At 69.8% G+C, this 15,748-nt stretch carries 16 protein-coding genes and 1 tRNA gene; 9 read left to right on the top strand and 8 right to left on the bottom strand.

Annotation, left to right across the window (positions count from 1 at the left end):
• Positions 1–44: 44 nt before the first annotated feature.
• Genes AB0N68_RS16595 through xylB form a run of 4 tightly spaced genes read left to right on the top strand, consistent with a single transcriptional unit; the run spans position 45 to position 4,066 of the window.
• Positions 45–470: an ATP-binding cassette domain-containing protein gene (locus AB0N68_RS16595; protein ID WP_363333123.1), complete on the top strand. Its 426-nt coding sequence runs from the start codon at positions 45–47 to the stop codon at positions 468–470.
• Positions 467–1,474, top strand: coding sequence for an ABC transporter permease (locus tag AB0N68_RS16590; RefSeq protein WP_268777630.1), 1,008 nt, complete (start codon positions 467–469; stop codon positions 1,472–1,474). The genes AB0N68_RS16595 and AB0N68_RS16590 overlap by 4 nt, the downstream gene beginning before the upstream one ends.
• Positions 1,475–1,532: 58 nt before the next feature.
• Entirely contained in the window at positions 1,533–2,606 is a 1,074-nt protein-coding gene (locus AB0N68_RS16585) for a substrate-binding domain-containing protein (RefSeq protein WP_313362690.1), read from the top strand.
• 59 nt (positions 2,607–2,665) lie between these two features.
• Positions 2,666–4,066, top strand: a complete 1,401-nt coding sequence (gene xylB / locus AB0N68_RS16580) for a xylulokinase (RefSeq protein WP_280570218.1) — start codon at positions 2,666–2,668, stop codon at positions 4,064–4,066.
• A gap of 30 nt (positions 4,067–4,096) precedes the next feature.
• Here the strand turns inward: xylB and rhaI are convergent, their stop codons facing one another.
• From rhaI to AB0N68_RS16550, 6 genes are read right to left on the bottom strand one after another with little or no spacing between them, the layout of a single operon-like run.
• Positions 4,097–5,263 carry an L-rhamnose isomerase gene (rhaI, locus tag AB0N68_RS16575; protein WP_280570215.1) on the bottom strand — a complete coding sequence of 389 codons (1,167 nt, stop codon included), beginning with the start codon at positions 5,261–5,263 and terminating at the stop codon, positions 4,097–4,099.
• Positions 5,260–5,640: an L-rhamnose mutarotase gene (locus tag AB0N68_RS16570; protein ID WP_187663235.1), complete on the bottom strand. Its 381-nt coding sequence runs from the start codon at positions 5,638–5,640 to the stop codon at positions 5,260–5,262. Before AB0N68_RS16570 ends, rhaI begins: the two co-directional genes overlap by 4 nt.
• Before the next feature lie 57 nt (positions 5,641–5,697).
• A complete protein-coding gene (rhaS, locus tag AB0N68_RS16565; protein WP_187663236.1) occupies positions 5,698–6,729 on the bottom strand; it encodes a rhamnose ABC transporter substrate-binding protein in 1,032 nt (343 codons plus the stop codon).
• A complete protein-coding gene (locus AB0N68_RS16560) occupies positions 6,726–7,829 on the bottom strand; it encodes an ABC transporter permease (protein WP_292794510.1) in 1,104 nt (367 codons plus the stop codon). Before AB0N68_RS16560 ends, rhaS begins: the two co-directional genes overlap by 4 nt.
• Positions 7,826–8,845: an ABC transporter permease gene (locus AB0N68_RS16555; protein WP_232089176.1), complete on the bottom strand. Its 1,020-nt coding sequence runs from the start codon at positions 8,843–8,845 to the stop codon at positions 7,826–7,828. Before AB0N68_RS16555 ends, AB0N68_RS16560 begins: the two co-directional genes overlap by 4 nt.
• Entirely contained in the window at positions 8,842–10,359 is a 1,518-nt protein-coding gene (locus AB0N68_RS16550; RefSeq protein ID WP_363333118.1) for a sugar ABC transporter ATP-binding protein, read from the bottom strand. Before AB0N68_RS16550 ends, AB0N68_RS16555 begins: the two co-directional genes overlap by 4 nt.
• A gap of 148 nt (positions 10,360–10,507) precedes the next feature.
• Between AB0N68_RS16550 and AB0N68_RS16545 the strand changes: the two genes are divergently transcribed.
• A complete protein-coding gene (locus AB0N68_RS16545) occupies positions 10,508–11,512 on the top strand; it encodes a LacI family DNA-binding transcriptional regulator (RefSeq protein WP_259953641.1) in 1,005 nt (334 codons plus the stop codon).
• A gap of 6 nt (positions 11,513–11,518) precedes the next feature.
• Here the strand turns inward: AB0N68_RS16545 and AB0N68_RS16540 are convergent, their stop codons facing one another.
• Positions 11,519–12,226, bottom strand: a complete 708-nt coding sequence (locus AB0N68_RS16540; protein WP_187663240.1) for a potassium channel family protein — start codon at positions 12,224–12,226, stop codon at positions 11,519–11,521.
• Positions 12,227–12,388: 162 nt separating this feature from the next.
• On the opposite strand from AB0N68_RS16540, the gene AB0N68_RS16535 reads away from it, so the two are divergent.
• Positions 12,389–12,477 (top strand) — tRNA-Ser (locus AB0N68_RS16535).
• Positions 12,478–12,544: 67 nt separating this feature from the next.
• Here AB0N68_RS16535 and AB0N68_RS16530 read toward each other — a convergent pair.
• Positions 12,545–13,036, bottom strand: coding sequence for a MarR family winged helix-turn-helix transcriptional regulator (locus tag AB0N68_RS16530; RefSeq protein WP_187663241.1), 492 nt, complete (start codon positions 13,034–13,036; stop codon positions 12,545–12,547).
• 116 nt (positions 13,037–13,152) lie between these two features.
• Here AB0N68_RS16530 and AB0N68_RS16525 point away from each other — a divergent pair, with 116 nt between their 5' ends.
• From AB0N68_RS16525 to AB0N68_RS16515, 3 genes are read left to right on the top strand one after another with little or no spacing between them, the layout of a single operon-like run.
• Positions 13,153–13,944 (top strand): SDR family NAD(P)-dependent oxidoreductase, encoded by a 792-nt coding sequence (locus tag AB0N68_RS16525; protein ID WP_292794520.1) that lies wholly within the window; start codon positions 13,153–13,155, stop codon positions 13,942–13,944.
• Between the two features lie 50 nt (positions 13,945–13,994).
• Positions 13,995–15,614: a sodium-dependent transporter gene (locus AB0N68_RS16520; RefSeq protein ID WP_280569294.1), complete on the top strand. Its 1,620-nt coding sequence runs from the start codon at positions 13,995–13,997 to the stop codon at positions 15,612–15,614.
• Positions 15,611–15,745, top strand: a complete 135-nt coding sequence (locus tag AB0N68_RS16515; protein WP_187663244.1) for a methionine/alanine import family NSS transporter small subunit — start codon at positions 15,611–15,613, stop codon at positions 15,743–15,745. The genes AB0N68_RS16520 and AB0N68_RS16515 overlap by 4 nt, the downstream gene beginning before the upstream one ends.
• Positions 15,746–15,748: the final 3 nt, after the last annotated feature.

The raw sequence follows: 15,748 nt of genomic DNA, 5'->3' as shown, positions 1-15,748 counted from the left end.
GGTGAGGTGACGGGTGGCTGCGGGGCCGGAGCCGCGTCGACGCGGTGTCCGCCGTGATGAGCTCGGTGCGACTCCGCAGCCGCGGACTCGGGCAGACGATGGAGACGCTGTCCGGCGGGAACCAGCAGAAGGTCGTGCTGGCACGGTGGCTCACCGGTGAGGTGAAGGTGCTGCTGCTCGACGAACCGACCCGAGGCGTGGACGTCGGCGCCCGGAGCGAGATCTACCGGATCATCACCGAGCTCGCCGCCGCCGGCATGGCCGTGATCATGGCCTCCAGCGACATGCCGGAGATCCTCGCGCTGTCGCACCGCGCGCTCGTGCTCAAGGACGGCGGGATCGTCGCCGAGCTCGACCGTACGGACCTCCAGGCCCCCGACGTGCAGGACCGCATCTTCCGGCTCGCGAGCGGATTGGAGACGTCGGACGCCGGCGCCCGCCTCGCCCCCTCTGCAAAGGACGACCAATGACCGACACCCGTACCGCACCGCAGACCTTCACGTCTGACGCCGAGGTGCGACGATTCAGCCCCACCTGGTTCGGGGACCTCGCGATCCGCTACGCGATGGTCATCGTGATGGTGCTCATCATCGCCTTCTTCCTCTACCGCAGCGCGCGCTTCGGCACCGTCGACAACCTCCAGACGATCCTCGTCGCCGCTGCGCCTTTCGCGCTCATCGCCCTCGGGCAGACGCTGGTCATCCTCACGGGAGGCATCGACCTCTCCGTCGGCAGTGTGATCGCCGCCTCTGCGGTCTTCGGCAGCCTCACGGCCAAGGCGTTCCCCGACCAGGTGTGGCTGGCGATCGTCGCCGGTGTGGTGGTCGGCTTCCTGGCCGGGGCGATCAACGGCTTCGTCGTCTCCGTGATCAAGGTCCCACCCTTCATCGCCACCCTGGGCATGCTCACCCTCGCCTCCGGCGTCGCCTTCGTCGCCGGCAACGGCGCCCCCATCACCGGGCTCCCGCCGGAGTTCTCCCGCATCGCCAACGCCCAGTTCGGCGGCCTCACACTGCCCGTGATCCTGATGATCGTGGGGATCATCGGCCTCGCGATCGTCATGCGGCGCACCGCGTGGGGCATGCGGGTCTATGCGATCGGCGGCAACCCGGTCGCGGCGGCCATCGCCGGCATCAACGTCGGAAGGACGATCTTCAGCGTCTACGCCATCTCCGGCATGCTCGCGGGGATATCTGGAGTGATGCTCGCCAGCCGGGTGACCCTCGGGGCCCCGAACCTGGGCGTCGGGTACGAGCTCGATGCCATCGCCGCCGTCGTCATCGGCGGGGCGAGCCTGCTCGGAGGACGCGGTTCCATCTGGGGAACGGCCCTCGGCCTCCTCCTGATCCAGACCCTGAACAACGGTCTCGACATCCTCACGGTCCCCGCCTACTGGCAGAAGGTCATCAAGGGCGTCCTCATCGTCGCGGCCGTCGCCGTCGACGTCTGGGCCACCCGCCGCCGAAGCCGCTGATCCCATCCCGTCCCGTCCGCACCATCTGTTTCATCGCTCCACACACGAGAGGAACCTCATGTCCATCAAGAAGAGCCGCATCGTCGCGGCTTTCGCCGTCAGCTCCGTCGCCGCCCTCGTCCTCGCCGGCTGCGGCGCCGGCGACCCGAACGCCGGCGGCGGCGACGGCGAGAGCGCGGAAGAGCGCATCACCATCGGCGTCAGCGTCTACGACATGTCCTCGTTCGTCACGGAGGGCAAGGAGGGGATCGAGCGGTACGCCGACGAGAACAACATCGAGATCCTGTGGAACTCCGCGGGCCTCGACGTCAACACGCAGGCCAGCCAGGTCGATCAGTACATCACCGCGGGCGTCGACGCCATCGTGGTGATCCCCGTGCAGGCCGACTCGCTGCAGCCGCAGATCGCCGCGGCGAAGGCGGCGGAGATCCCGTTCTTCGACGTCAACGCCTCGCTGTCGAGCGACGACCTCGCGGGCTCCGTGCAGCCGGACGACGTCGCCGCGGGCGAGCAGGAGGCGCAGATGATGATGGATGCGCTCGGCGGCAAAGGCAACGTGATCATCCTGCAGGGGCCGCTGGGCGGGTCCGGCGAGATCAACCGCGGCCAGGGCATCGACAACGTCCTCGCCGAGTATCCGGACGTCTCGGTCCTCGCGAAGGACACCGCCAACTGGAAGCGGGACGAGGCGGTCAACAAGGTGAGCAACTGGATCTCCGCGTTCGGCGACGACATCGACGGCGTGATCGCGCAGAACGACGACATGGGCCTCGGGGCGTTGCAGGCGCTGAAGGAGGCCGGGATGACCGACGTGCCGATCGTCGGCATCGACGGGATCGCGGATGGTCTGGAGGCCGTGAAGAACGGCGACTTCATCGGCACCTCGCTGCAGAACGGCACGGTCGAGCTCTCGGCCGGCGTCGCGTACGCGGCAGCGGTCGTCCGCGGCGAGGACGTGAAGGAGAACCCCGTCTATCTGATGCCGGCGATCACGAAGGACAATGTCGACGAGGCCATCGCCCACGTCGTCACCGAGCGTGAGGCGTTCCTCGAGAACCTCAGCGACATGACGAACAAGAACCTCACGACCGGGAACATCGCCTTCGAGGGGCTCACGGGCCAGACCGAATGACCCCGTCCCGGACCGCGGGAGACTCCCGCGGTCCGGGACGCTCGCAGAGGAGGATCCGAATGCCGCCGACCCTCGTCGCAGGGGTGGACTCGTCCACGCAGAGCTGCAAGGTGACCGTGCACGATCTCGCCACCGGGCAGGTGATCCGCTCCGGGCGCGCGCCGCACCCGGCCGGCACCGAGGTCGATCCCGCGTCGTGGTGGGCGGCGCTGCAGGAGGCGATCGTCGACGCGGGTGGTCTGGACGACGTCTCAGCCGTCTCCGTCGCCGCGCAGCAGCACGGTCTCGTGGCTCTCGACGCGCGTGGCGAGGTCGTCCGCGACGCCCTGCTGTGGAATGACGTCCGCAGCGCCGGGGCGGCCGCGGATCTCGTCGCGGAAGTCGGTGCCGAGGAGTTCGCGCGACGCGTGGGCGTCGTACCGGTGGCCTCCTTCACCGCCGCCAAGCTGCGCTGGCTGCAGGAGCACGAGCCGGCGAACGCGGCGCGGGTGGCCGCGGTCGCGCTCCCGCACGACTGGTTGTCGTGGCGGTTGCGCGGGTATGGTCCTGCCGGAGACAGTGTGCGCGGCCCCGACCTCGACGCGCTCGCGACCGATCGATCCGACGCCAGCGGGACGGCATACTGGAGCCCGGCGACCGGTGCCTACGACCTGGACCTCCTGGCCCGCGCCTTCGGAAGCGTCCCCGTCGTTCCCCGGGTGCTCGCCCCCGATGAGCGGATGGGGACCACGCCCGCCGGTCTCGTCGTCGGAGCCGGCCTCGGCGACAACGCCGGTGGCGCGCTCGGCCTCGGGGCCACTCCCGGCGACGCGGTGATATCGATCGGCACCAGCGGCACGGTCTTCGCCGTCGCCGAACAGGCGATCCGAGACCCGAGCGGCGTCGTGGCGGGCTTCGCCGACGGCAGCGGGCACTATCTGCCTCTCGTCGCCACACTGAACGCGGCGCGCGTGCTCGATGCGATCGCCGGGCTGCTGGGCGTCGGACACGAGGAGCTCGCCCGCCTCGCCCTGGCGGCGCCGCCCGGCGCCAGAGGCCTGGTGCTGCAGCCCTACTTCGAGGGTGAGCGGACGCCCAACCTGCCGGATGCGACGGCGACGCTGTTCGGGATGTCCCTCGCGTCGACGCGACGCGAGACTCTCGCCCGCGCCGCCGTCGAGGGGCTGCTGTGCAGCCTCGCCGAGGGGCTCGATGCGATCAGACGGTGCGAGGTGGGCGCCACCCGGGTGCTGCTGATCGGGGGAGCCGCCCGGAATCCGGCCGTCGGCCGGATCGCCGCGCAGGTCTTCGACATCCCGGTGGAGGTGCCGGGAGTCGAGGAGGCCGTGGCCAGGGGTGCCGCGGTCCAGGCCGCCTGGGCCCTCACCGGCGCGCGCCCATCCTGGGATGACGCGCAGGCGCAGACGTTCCCGGTCGATCACCACGCCCTCATCCGAGAGCAGTACACGGCGCACTGCTGACGGCACGGGGCGGGCGTCCTCCGGTCAGGCTCAGGCCCCCCAGCCGGCCTGCACGCCGCCCACGCGCTCCTCCGCGATCCGCTGCCCGTACCCGGAGGCCGCGTAGGCCGCCATCGGGTCGGCGGGGAGACCCCGTCCCTCTCGCCATTCGGCCAGCGCCGGACGGACGTCGGTGGAGAAGGCGTCCATGAAGACGGCGTTCGCCGTCAGCACGTCCCCGCTGCGCTGAGCGGTCGTCAGGGCTTCGCGGTCGACGAGCAGCGCACGCGCTGTCATCTCCTGCACGTTCAGCACGGAGCGGATCTGTCCGGGGATCTTGTCCTCGATGTTGTGGCACTGGTCCAGCATGAACGCGACGTCGGGGTTGTTCAGCCCTCCGCCCCGGATCACCTCGAACAGGATCCGGAACAGCTGGAACGGGTCGGCGGCACCCACGATGAGGTCGTCGTCCGCGTAGAAGCGGGAGTTGAAGTCGAACGAGCCGAGCTTCCCGAGGCGCAGCAGCTGCATGACGATGAACTCGATGTTGGTGCCCGGCGCGTGGTGACCGGTGTCGAGGCAGACCATCGCCTTGTCACCGAGGGCGGTCACCTGCACGTAGGACGTCCCCCAGTCCGGCACGTCGGTGTGGTAGAACGCGGGCTCGAAGAACTTGTACTCGAGCACGAGGCGCTGGTGGTCGCCGAGGCGCGCGTAGATCTGCTGCAGAGAATCGTGCAGCCGATCCTGCCGCCCGCGCAGATCCGCTTGCCCGGGATAGTTCGAGCCCTCCGCGAGCCAGATCTTCAGGTCGCGGCTGCCGGTCGCGTCCATGACGTCGATGCAGGCCAGGTGGTGATCGATGGCCTTGCGGCGGACGGCCGCATCCTCGTGGGTGAGGGCGCCGAACTTGTAGTCGTCGTCCTGGAAGGTGTTGGAGTTCACGGTGCCGAGGGAGACGCCCTGGTCCTCGGCGTGACGTCGCAGGTCGTCGAACGAGTCGACGAGGTCCCACGGGATGTGCAGCGCCACGGTCGGGGCGAGCCCGGTGTGGGCGTGGACCTGCGCGGCGTCCGCGATCTTCTCGTACGGGTCGCGGGGCGTGCCGGGAGTGCTGAACACCTTGAACCGGGTCCCGGAGTTGCCGAACGCCCAGCTGGGCAGCTCGATGCTCTGCTTCTCGAGCGCGGCGAGGATGTCGGGGGTGAGGATGCTCACGATGCACGGCCTTCGTTGTCGGTGGCGGGTGTGGCGCTCTCGCCGGCGGCGGCGAGCTGGTCTTCGAGGTGGAACACCTCGGTGAGAGGGGTGGCGGCCTGATCGGGACGGCCGTCGAGGTCGAGGAAGAAGGGGGCCATCTCGGCTTCCCAGCGTGCGGCGACGGGGGAGGCGGCGAGGTAGGCCTGCGCGGCCGCATCGTCATCGGTCTCGTAGTAGCCGAAGAGCACGCCGCCGGCACCGAGGAAGAGACTGTAGTCGCGCCGGCCGGCGGCCGCGATCTCGCGGAGCATCTCGGGACGCACCGGCGTGTGGCGGGCGAGGTACTCGGACAGCAGCTCGGGCTTCACCTGGAGCTGGAAGGCGACGCGGGTCATGCGATTCCTCTCGGAGGTCCGGCCGGCGCCCGCGGGGAGCGCCGGCCGGAGGGCGACTCAGAAGTCGAAGTCGCCGATGTTGTCGGCGTCGAACACGAACGGGTCGCCCAGCAGGACGACGCCGTCGGCGCCGACGGTGTACTCGCCGAGGTCGCCGGCCTCGAAGGTGTCGCCTTCCTCACCGGTGATGTCACCCGCGATCAGGGCCTGCGCGGCGTAGGCGGCCAGGTAGCCGAGGTCGGCCGGGTTCCACAGCGCGAAGGCGGTGACGGTGCCGTCCTCCACGTACTCGCGCATCTGGTTGGGCGTGCCGAGGCCGGTCAGCGCGACCTGGCCCTTGAAGTCGGACGTCGACAGGTAGCGCGCCGCGGCGGCGATGCCGACCGTGGTGGGCGAGACGATGCCCTTGAGGTCGGGGTGGGTCTGCAGCAGCGCGGCCGTCTTGTCGAACGACGTCTGGTCGTCATCGTCGCCGTAGACCGTCTCCACGATCGTGATGTCGGGGTACTCGCTGGCGACGTACTCCTCCATCAGCTCGATCCAGGCGTTCTGGTTCGTGGCGTTGGCCGAGGCGGAGAGGATGGCGATCTCCCCGGCGCCGCCGATCTGCTCGGCGATGAGGTCGATCTGCACCTTCGCGATGCCTTCGGAGTCGGCCTGGTTGATGAACAGGTCGCGGCAGTCGGTGTTGGTGTCGGAGTCGAAGGTGACGACCTTGACGCCGGCGTCCCTGGCCTCGTTCAACGCGTCGCAGATGGCCTGCGGGTCGTTGGCCGAGACGACGAGGGCGCCGACTCCCTGCTGCGTGGCCGTGTTGATGTAGCTGACCTGGGCGTCGGGCGTGGCCTCGGCCGGGCCGACCTCGGAGAACGTGCCGCCGAACTCCTCGACGGCTTTCTTGCCGCCCTCGCTGGACGTGTCGAAGTACGGGTTGCCGAGGTTCTTGGGCAGGAAGGTGATCGAGGCGTCCGACCCGTCGCCGCCGCCGTCTCCTCCGCCGTCGGTGGAGCCGGCGCAGCCGGTGAGTGCGACCGCCGCCGCCACCGCGAGGGCGGCGAAGGCGGTGACACGCTTGCGTGCAAACGTCATTGTTCGTTCCTTTCGTCGGGAGATGCCGCGGATGCGGCGTCCATCGGTGCCTTCGTCGCTGTGGCGGCACCGGCGGGGGGTCTGCCCGGTCGGCGGCGTGCCTTCTGCAGCCAGGCCAGGAAGCTTGCGGCCACCACCGAGATCACGAGGAGCGTGCCGGTGATGATGTTGATGACGTCGGAGGTGACGTTCACCAGGCGGAGTGCACTCGCGAGCGCTCCGATGAGGAAGGCGGCGGCGATGACGCCGTAGATCTTGCCGCGACCGCCGAACACCGACACGCCGCCGAGCACGACGGCCGCGATGACCTGGAGCTCGAGGCCGGTGGCGTTGTCGCCGCGGGCGCTGCCGTAGCGGAGCGTGTAGAAGATGCCGGCGAACGCGGCGACCGCCCCGGACAGCACGAACAGAATGAGCTTCGTGCGCTCGACGTGCACACCGGAGAAGTGCGCCGCGTCCTTCGACAGACCGATCGCGTACACCCCGCGGCCGAACGGCGTGAAGTGCAGCAGGACCGAGAAGACCGCGACGAGCACGAGGAACGGGATCGTGATGACGGGGATCGGGGTCCCCGTGATCTTCGCCTTGGCGAGAGCCGTCCAGAACTCCGGGAAGTCGGTGACGGCCGCCGTGCCGAGCAGCCCGACGGCGAGGCCGCGGAAGAGCGCGAGCGTGCCGATCGTGACGGCGAGCGAGGGCAGGCCGACGACTGTCACGAGGAAGCCGTTGAACGCTCCGCCGACCACGCCCACGACGAGGGCGGCGAGGGCCGCGAGCTCGAAAGGGATCCCCGCCTGCACCAGCGCGCCGGTGACGACGCTGGACAGTCCGACCATGCTGCCCACCGAGAGGTCGATCTCACCGGTGATCATGATGAGGGTCATCGGCAGGGCGATCAGCAGGATCGGGGCGATGTCGAGCAGCAGGTAGGTCAGCGTGATGGGCTGTCCGAACCCGCGGATGCTGGACGCCGAGACGATCGCGACGAGCAGGAGCAGACCCACGATCGCGGCCTCGCGGGTGAGCAGGAGGCGACGCCACAGGGGCTTGTCGTAGTCGCGGATGACGCGGGTGGTCGCGGTGACGGTCGCGGTGGTCATGATTCGTCCCTCGCCTCGATGAGACGCCGTCTCTGCCGTACCGCGAGCACGCGGTCGAGCACGATGGCGCCGATGATGAGCAGGCCGACGACGGCACGCTGCCAGAAGTCGGGGATGCCGAGGATCGGCAGCGCCCGGTTGATGGTCAGCAGGAGGACGGCGCCGATCGCCGCACCCCAGACCGAGCCGATGCCGCCGGTGATCGCGACGCCGCCGATGACGGCCGCGCCCACCGCGTCCAGCTCCCATCCCGCTCCCGCCTGGGAGTTGATGGTGCCGTAGCGGGCCGCGTAGAAGACGCCGGCGAGTCCGGCGAGGGCCCCCGACAGGACGAAAGCGGTGAGCACGCGGCGGGTGACACGCAGGCCGTACAGCTCGGCCGCCGCCGGGTCGGAGCCGATCGCGTAGAACTCCCGGCCGCCACGGGTGTTCTTCATGTACCAGGCGGCGACGGCGAGCACGAGGACCGCGACGATCGCGAGGATCGGGATGCCGAGGAGCTGGCCCGTGCCCAGGGCCAGGAAGTCGCGCGGCATGTCGGACGCGTTCACGCGGTCGCTGCCGGTCCACAGCACGTTGATGCCGCGGTAGGCGTAGAGGGTGCCGAGGGTGATGACCATCGCCGGCACCTTGGCGTACGCGACGAGGGCGCCGTTGATGAGGCCGAGGAGGGCGCCGAGCACCACGGCGGCGACCACGACCAGCACGATCGGGATGCCCGGGATGTCGATGAAGAGTCGTCCGGTCAGGTAGGCGGTCAGACCCATCACGGACCCCACGGACAGGTCGACGTTGCGCGTGATGAGGACGATGGCCTGTCCCACCGCGACGAGCACGAGGATCGAGGGCGTCAGCAGCAGGTCGCGCCAGCCGTCGGCGCTGAACAAGAACTTGGGGTTGTTGAGGGTCGCGGCGGTCACCACGAGCACGAGGGCCAGGAGGATGCCGAACTCGCGGGCTCTGCCGAGACCGGAGATGCGCTTGGTGAGCGCGGAGACGGGGATGGCGGTGGTCACGAGCTGAGCTCCGATGCGTGCGTCGCGGCGAACATGACGTTCTCGGAGGTGGCCTCCGAGCGGGGGATCTCGGCCGTGATGCGACCCTCGCGCATCACGAGCACGCGGTCGGCCATGCCGAGGACCTCGGGCAGCTCGGACGAGATCATCAGGATCCCCATGCCCTGACCGGCGAGCTGGGACAGCAGACGGTGCACCTCGGACTTGGTGCCGACGTCGATGCCGCGGGTGGGCTCGTCGATGAGGAGCACCTGCGGCTGCGTCGCGAGCCACTTCGCGAGCACGACCTTCTGCTGGTTGCCGCCGGAGAGCGTGGCGGCGACGGTGTCGAGCGCGTGCGTCTTCACCTCCAACCGCGAGGCCCACTCCCGGGCGGCACGGTTCTCCATCGCCGTGGTGAGCAGGCCGAGGCGGGCGAGGCGCCGACGGATCGCGAGGGTGATGTTCCCACCGACGCCGGCTTCGATGACGAGGCCCTGCTTGCGGCGATCCTCGGGGACGAGGGCGAGCCCGGCGCGCATGGCGTCCACCGGGCGCCGGGCGCGGATACGGCGCCCCTTCATGTGCACGCTGCCCTCGCGGTACCCGTCCACGCCGAAGACGGCGCGGGCGACCTCGCTGCGTCCGGCGCCGACGAGGCCGGCCAGTCCGACGATCTCGCCGGCGCGGACGGAGAAGGAGATGTCGTGGAAGAGGCCGGGGCTGGTCAGCCCCTCGACCTCGAGCAACGGTTCGCCGATCGTCGCCTCCTGCTTCGGGAACAGCTCGGACACCTCGCGACCCACCATCTGATGGACGAGCTCGTCCACGGTGGTCTCGGCGATGGCGGAGGTCGCGATGTACGCGCCGTCCCGCATGACCGTCACGGTGTCGCAGAGCGCGAACACCTCGTCGAACCGATGCGAGATGAAGATGAGGCCGCGGCCCTCGTCGCGCAGGCTCCGGGCGATCGCGAACAGACGCTCCACCTCGACGCCGGACAGTGCCGCGGTGGGCTCGTCCATGATGAGCAGCGTGGCGTCGAGGGAGACGGCCTTGGCGATCTCGATGACCTGCTGGTCCGCGATCGACAGGCCCTCGGCGGGACGGTCGGGGTCGATCGTGACGCCGAGGCGGGTGAAGAGGCGCTCGACCTCGTGGCGCATGGCCTTGCGATCGATCCGTCCGAACCGCCCGACCGGCTGGCGGCCCATGAAGATGTTCTCGGTGACGGAGAGGTCGGCGAAGAGTGTCGGCTCCTGGTAGATCACCGCGACGCCGGCGGCCTTCGACTGCGCGGTCGAGGTGAAGTCGACGTCCTCGCCGCGGAGGCGGAAGACTCCGCCGTCGCGCTGGTAGAGACCGGCGACGATCTTCACGAGGGTCGACTTGCCGGCACCGTTCTCGCCGACGAGCGCATGGATGGAACCGGGGTGGACGGCGATGGTGCCGGAGCGCAGGGCGATCACCGACCCGAAGGCCTTCTGGACGTCGGCGAGCTCGAGCACGGGCGCCGTCGTGGGTGAGGACATCATTTCTCTCTCCATTGAGGGAATGAATCGTTTCAAACCCTGATGGAGTTGAGACTAGGGGCTGTGTTGACGCGTGTCAATACGGCGTGAGAGTCTGAGGCGATCCCCGCGGATGAGTCGTTTCAGCGGCGGGAACCGGAGGGAGGGCGCGATGGCCGTCAGTGTGCGGGAGGTCGCCGAGGACGCGGGTGTCTCCGTCGGGACCGTGTCGAACGTGCTCAATCGGCCGGAGAAGGTGGCCGCGGAGACCGTCGCTCGCGTACAGGCGTCCATCGACCGTCTCGGGTTCGTGCGCAACGACGCGGCGCGGCAGCTCCGTGCCGGGCGCAGCCGCACGATCGGGCTCGTCGTGCTCGACATCCGGAACCCGTTCTTCGCCGAGGTGATCCGCGGGGCCGAGGAGCGCGCCGACCAGCACGGACTCTCCGTCCTCGTCGCGAACAGCGACGAGAAGCAGGAGCGCGAGGCGATGCACCTGGACCTCTTCGAGGAGCAGCGGGTGACGGGTGTGCTCGTCACCCCGGTGGCGGAGTCACTGCCGCGGCTGGTGCGGATGCATGAGCGCGGTACGCACGCCGTCCTCGTCGACCGGGAATCGCAGGATGAGCGGTTCGCCTCCGTCGCCGTCGACGACGTGGAGGGCGGGCGCATCGCGACGGAGCACCTGCTCGCGGTCGGCCGTCGCCGGATCGCCTTCGTCGGCGGCCCGGTCGCGCTGCGCCAGGTCTCCGATCGCCTGAGCGGCGCGCAGGCCGCGGCGGCTGCGGCAGGGGTCGGGCTGGAGTTCATCGCGACCTCCGCGCTCACCGTCGAGGAGGGGCGGCGCGCCGGTGCGCAGATCCTCGACCGTGCCGCGGGGGACCGGCCGGACGCCGTCTTCGCGGCGAACGATCTCCTGGCCCTCGGCCTCCTGCAGAGCCTGGTGATGACCGGCGATGCCCGGGTCCCCGAGGACATCGCGCTCGTCGGCTACGACGACATCGACTTCGCCGCGGCCGCCGTGATCCCGCTCAGCTCGGTGCGGCAGCCGGCCGCGCTGATCGGCTCCACCGCGGTCGACCTGCTGCTGCGGGGCCAGGACGACGTGGCGCCCGCGCCGGAGCACGTGCTGTTCCGGCCGGAGCTCGTCGCCCGCCGCTCGACCACCGGGGAGTGACCGCGGTCAGGCCGGCGTCGGCGTGGAGCGCTGGGCGCTGGCGCCCCGCATGATGCGCGCCACGGCGGTGATGAGGAAGAGCTGCCCGGTGATCCCCTCGGCGATGGCCACCGCCTGCACGCCCGATCCGACGGGGACGAGGTTGCCGTAGCCCGTCGTCGTCAGGGCGGTGAACGAGAAGAAGAGCTGATTGCCGAGCGAATCGCTCGCCGCATCGCCGAACAGCGGGGTCGGCAGCAGCAGGGACAGCAGGTTGTAGACGAAGGCGAAGAACATGCCCACGAGGATGTAGGCCGTCACGGCGGCCAGGAGGGCCTCGACGTCGAGGCCTCGGCGGGTGACCTGGTGCGCGATGATGGCCCACGGCGCGACCAGCAGCGCGATCATGGAGGCGGCGGAGAGGGCGACGGCGAGGGCCGGACTGTCCGTGGCGAAGAACGCCGCGAGGAGGGCAGCGAGCCCGGCGGCCGAGAGCACGACCCACGACACCCGCTGCACGAGGGCGCGGGCCCTGGTCACGCGGAACACGATCGCGACCGTGACCAGCATCGCCAGGAACGCCCAGGGGCTGGGAACCGTGCCGGGCTGGGCCGCGCACAGTCCGTACGAGACGATGAGGAGGGCGAGCACCGTGGCATAGCCGAGGGCGCCGCGCCTCGGGTCGGCCGGGGCGGCGAACCCCGCGCGGACGTGCGCTCCCGATGGCTCGGACATGGCGTCTCCTCTCGCGTCCGCGGGGGCGGGCCCTCGCAACGTGCGGCCAGTATCGCAGGGCGGCCGGCCCGCGCCGGGGAGCGTCCGAGACCGGCGGTTCGTGACCACGCGTCGGACCCGTTATGATGGTGGGGTGCATCCGTGCTCTCGAGCCGGATGCCTGGAGACGTCGCATAGTCCGGCCTAGTGCACCACCCTGCTAAGGTGGAGTCCCCTCACGGGGACCAGGGGTTCAAATCCCCTCGTCTCCGCACGGAGAAGCCCCGACGAGTCCGCTCGCCGGGGCTTTCGTGTTCGCGGCTGCGGGGGCTGTCCTCCTCACGCCTGCGTCCCGGGCATCCAGGTCGGATCGGGGGAGAGTGCGGCGGAGATCTTCCGGCTGGCCGCACCGAGCTGCCGCGCCTGCGCCGGTGTGAGGGCATCGAAGACGACGCGGCGGATGAGGGCCTGGTGGGCGGGAGTCGACTCCTCGACCTTCCGATGGCCGGCGTCGGTGAGGATGCCGAGGGTGAAGCGCCCGTCCTCCGCGTCGACTTCGCGTCGGACCCAGCCTTTCGCCTCCAGGCGAGTGATGGCGCGGGAGAGCCGGGACAGCGTGCTGTTCGCGTAGCCGGCGAGGACGCTGAGGCGGAGGGTGCGCTCCGGCGCCGAATCGAGGGCGAAGAGGATCCCGTGCTCGAAGTGGGTGAGTCCGCTGTCCCGCTGCAACTGCGCGTCGAGGGCCGCCGGGAGCCGTTCGAGGAGCGTCGCGAGTGCCGACCAGACGTCCATCTCTTCGGCGTTCAAGGGGGCGGGGGAGAGCGGCGACATTCCTCCACCGTAGCGGTTGAGCCATGCTCTTCGCTTGCTTAGGAAAGTGAACAGTGGCTAGTATGACTTGCGCAGGCAAGTCATGCGGGAGGTCCGCTGAAGCGAGAGGGAGACGGATGGAACTGGGGCTGCGCGGCAAGAGGGCGTTCATCAGCGGGTCGAGCCAGGGGATCGGCTATGCGGTCGCGTCCGCTCTCGCTGCCGAGGGGGTCGATGTCGTGATCAACGGTCGTGACGAGGGACGCGTCGACGCGGCGGTCGCCGCCGTGGCCCTCGCGCATCCCGGTGCGGCCGTCTCCGGGATCGCCGCGGACTTCACCGATCCCGACCAGGTGGCCGCATTGACGGAGAAGCTCGGTCAGGTGGACATCCTCGTCAACAACGTCGGTCTCTTCGGACTCGCCGACTTCGCGGACATCACCGATGAGGACTGGGCGCGCTACTTCGAGGTGAACGTGATGAGCGGAGTGCGCCTCTCCCGGGCTCTCCTGCCGGGGATGCGGGAACGGGGCTGGGGACGCATCGTCTTGGTCAGCAGCGAGTCCGGCGTGAACGTCCCGGCCGACATGGTGCACTACGGCGTGACGAAGGCGGCGATGATCGCCCTCGGCAACGGGTTGGCCAAGCTCACCCGCGGCACCGGCGTGACGGTCAACACCGTCCTGGGTGGCCCGACCTACTCGGAGGGCGTCGCGGCGAGCGTCGCCGCCGTCGCAGCAGCCCAGTCCGTCTCCGTGGACGTGATGAAAGAGGCGATCATCGGACAGAACACGACCACACTCCTGGAGCGCTTCCTCGATCCGACCGAGGTCGCGGACCTCGTCGTCTACCTCTCCAGCGTCCGGGCCTCCGCGACGAACGGCGCCGCGCTGCGGGCGGATGGGGGCGTGCTGACGGCGATGCTCTGACCCGAGCGCGTCACTCGCCGGGGCCCATGGCTTCCGGTATCCTCGCGGGCATGCCTAGACCCACCCAGACGCCGCAGCGCGAGGCCTTCGGCTCGCGGAACGTGTTCATCCTCTCGGCGATCGGCTCGGCCGTGGGTCTCGGGAACATCTGGCGCTTCCCGTACGTCGCCTACGAGGGCGGCGGCGGTGCGTTCCTCATCCCGTATCTGTGCGCGCTGCTGACGGCCGGCATCCCGCTGCTGTTCCTGGACTACGCGATCGGCCACCGGTTCCGGGGCTCCGCGCCGCTCGCGTTCCGACGCCTGCACCGGGCCGCCGAACCGCTGGGGTGGTGGCAGGTGCTGATCTGCGTCGTCATCGCGGTGTACTACGCCGTGATCGTCGCCTGGGCCGGCATGTACACCTGGTTCTCGGCCCAGCTCACCTGGGGAGCGGGCAACGAGAACGACTTCTTCTTCGTCGACTTCCTGCAGTCGGCCGATGTCGCGGAGGTCGGTCTGTCCGGGGAGTTCGTGCCGCAGGTGGGCCTGCCGCTGATCGCGGTGTGGCTGATCGTCATCGTCATCATGGCCCTCGGCGTCAAGCGCGGCATCGGGCGCGCCAACATGATCCTGATGCCGCTGCTCACCCTCATGTTCGCCGTGCTCGTGGTGCAGGCCCTCTTCCTTCCCGGCGCCCTGGACGGTCTCAACGCCTTCTTCACGCCGAACTGGGAGGCACTCGCCGACCCGGCCGTGTGGGCCTCCGCCTACGGGCACATCTTCTTCTCGCTGTCCGTCGCTTTCGGCATCATGGTGACCTACGCCTCGTACCTGAAGCGCAAGACCGACCTCACCGGCTCGGGCCTCGTGGTCGCGTTCGCCAACTCCGGCTTCGAGATCCTCGCCGGCATCGGCGTGTTCGCGGCCCTCGGGTTCATGGCACAGGCGCAGGGCACGGATGTCTCCGGCGTCGCGACCTCGGGCATCGGCCTCGCCTTCGTCGCGTTCCCGACGATCGTGTCCCAGGCGACCGGCGGGTCGATCATCGGCGTGCTGTTCTTCGGCGCCCTCGTCTTCGCGGGGATCACCTCGATGATCTCGATCCTGGAGGTGATCGTCGCGGCGCTGCAGGACAAGCTCGGCTGGGCGCGGGTGCGCACCACCCTCGTCGTCTCGATCCCGCTGGCGATCATCTCCGCCGCGCTGTTCTCCACCACCACCGCGCTGTCGGTGCTCGACACCACCGATGCGTTCGTCAACGCCTTCGGCATCATGGCGGTCGCCCTCGTCGCGGTGATCGTCGTGGCCTGGGTGCTGCACAAGCTGCCGCAGCTGCAGGAGCACCTGAACCGCCGTTCGAGCTTCCGCGTCGGCCTCCTCTGGCGCCTGCTCGTGGGCGTGCTGGCCCCGCTCGTGCTCGGGTACCTGCTGATCACCGAACTCCTGACGAAGATCGCCGAGCCGTACAGCGGCTACCCCGGCTGGTTCCTCGGCGTGTTCGGCTGGGGCATGGTCATCGCGTTGGTGGTCGGCGGAGTACTGCTGTCGCTGGTGCCGTGGAGCAGGCGCTCCCGCGCCAAGGACGACGTCGGCTACGACGACTTCCTGGACCAGGAGGAGTACGCCGCCGATCCGGAGACGACGAGCATCGCCGTCCCGGCTGCGCAGACGAAGGGAGCGGGGGCATGACCACCACTGCGATCGTCATGATGATCATCGCCATGGTCACGGTGTGGGGCGGCCTCATCGCCGCCGTCGTGAACCTCGCTCGGCACCCCGAGGTGGAGGACGCCGAGCCGGCGGTGCCGACCGAGCTCTGAGCT

This window comes from Microbacterium meiriae, from assembly GCF_040685015.1.
GTDB lineage: Bacteria > Actinomycetota > Actinomycetes > Actinomycetales > Microbacteriaceae > Microbacterium > Microbacterium meiriae.
The sequence above is the reverse complement of the archived record's forward strand: the minus strand, read 5'-3'. Positions and strand labels throughout refer to the sequence as shown.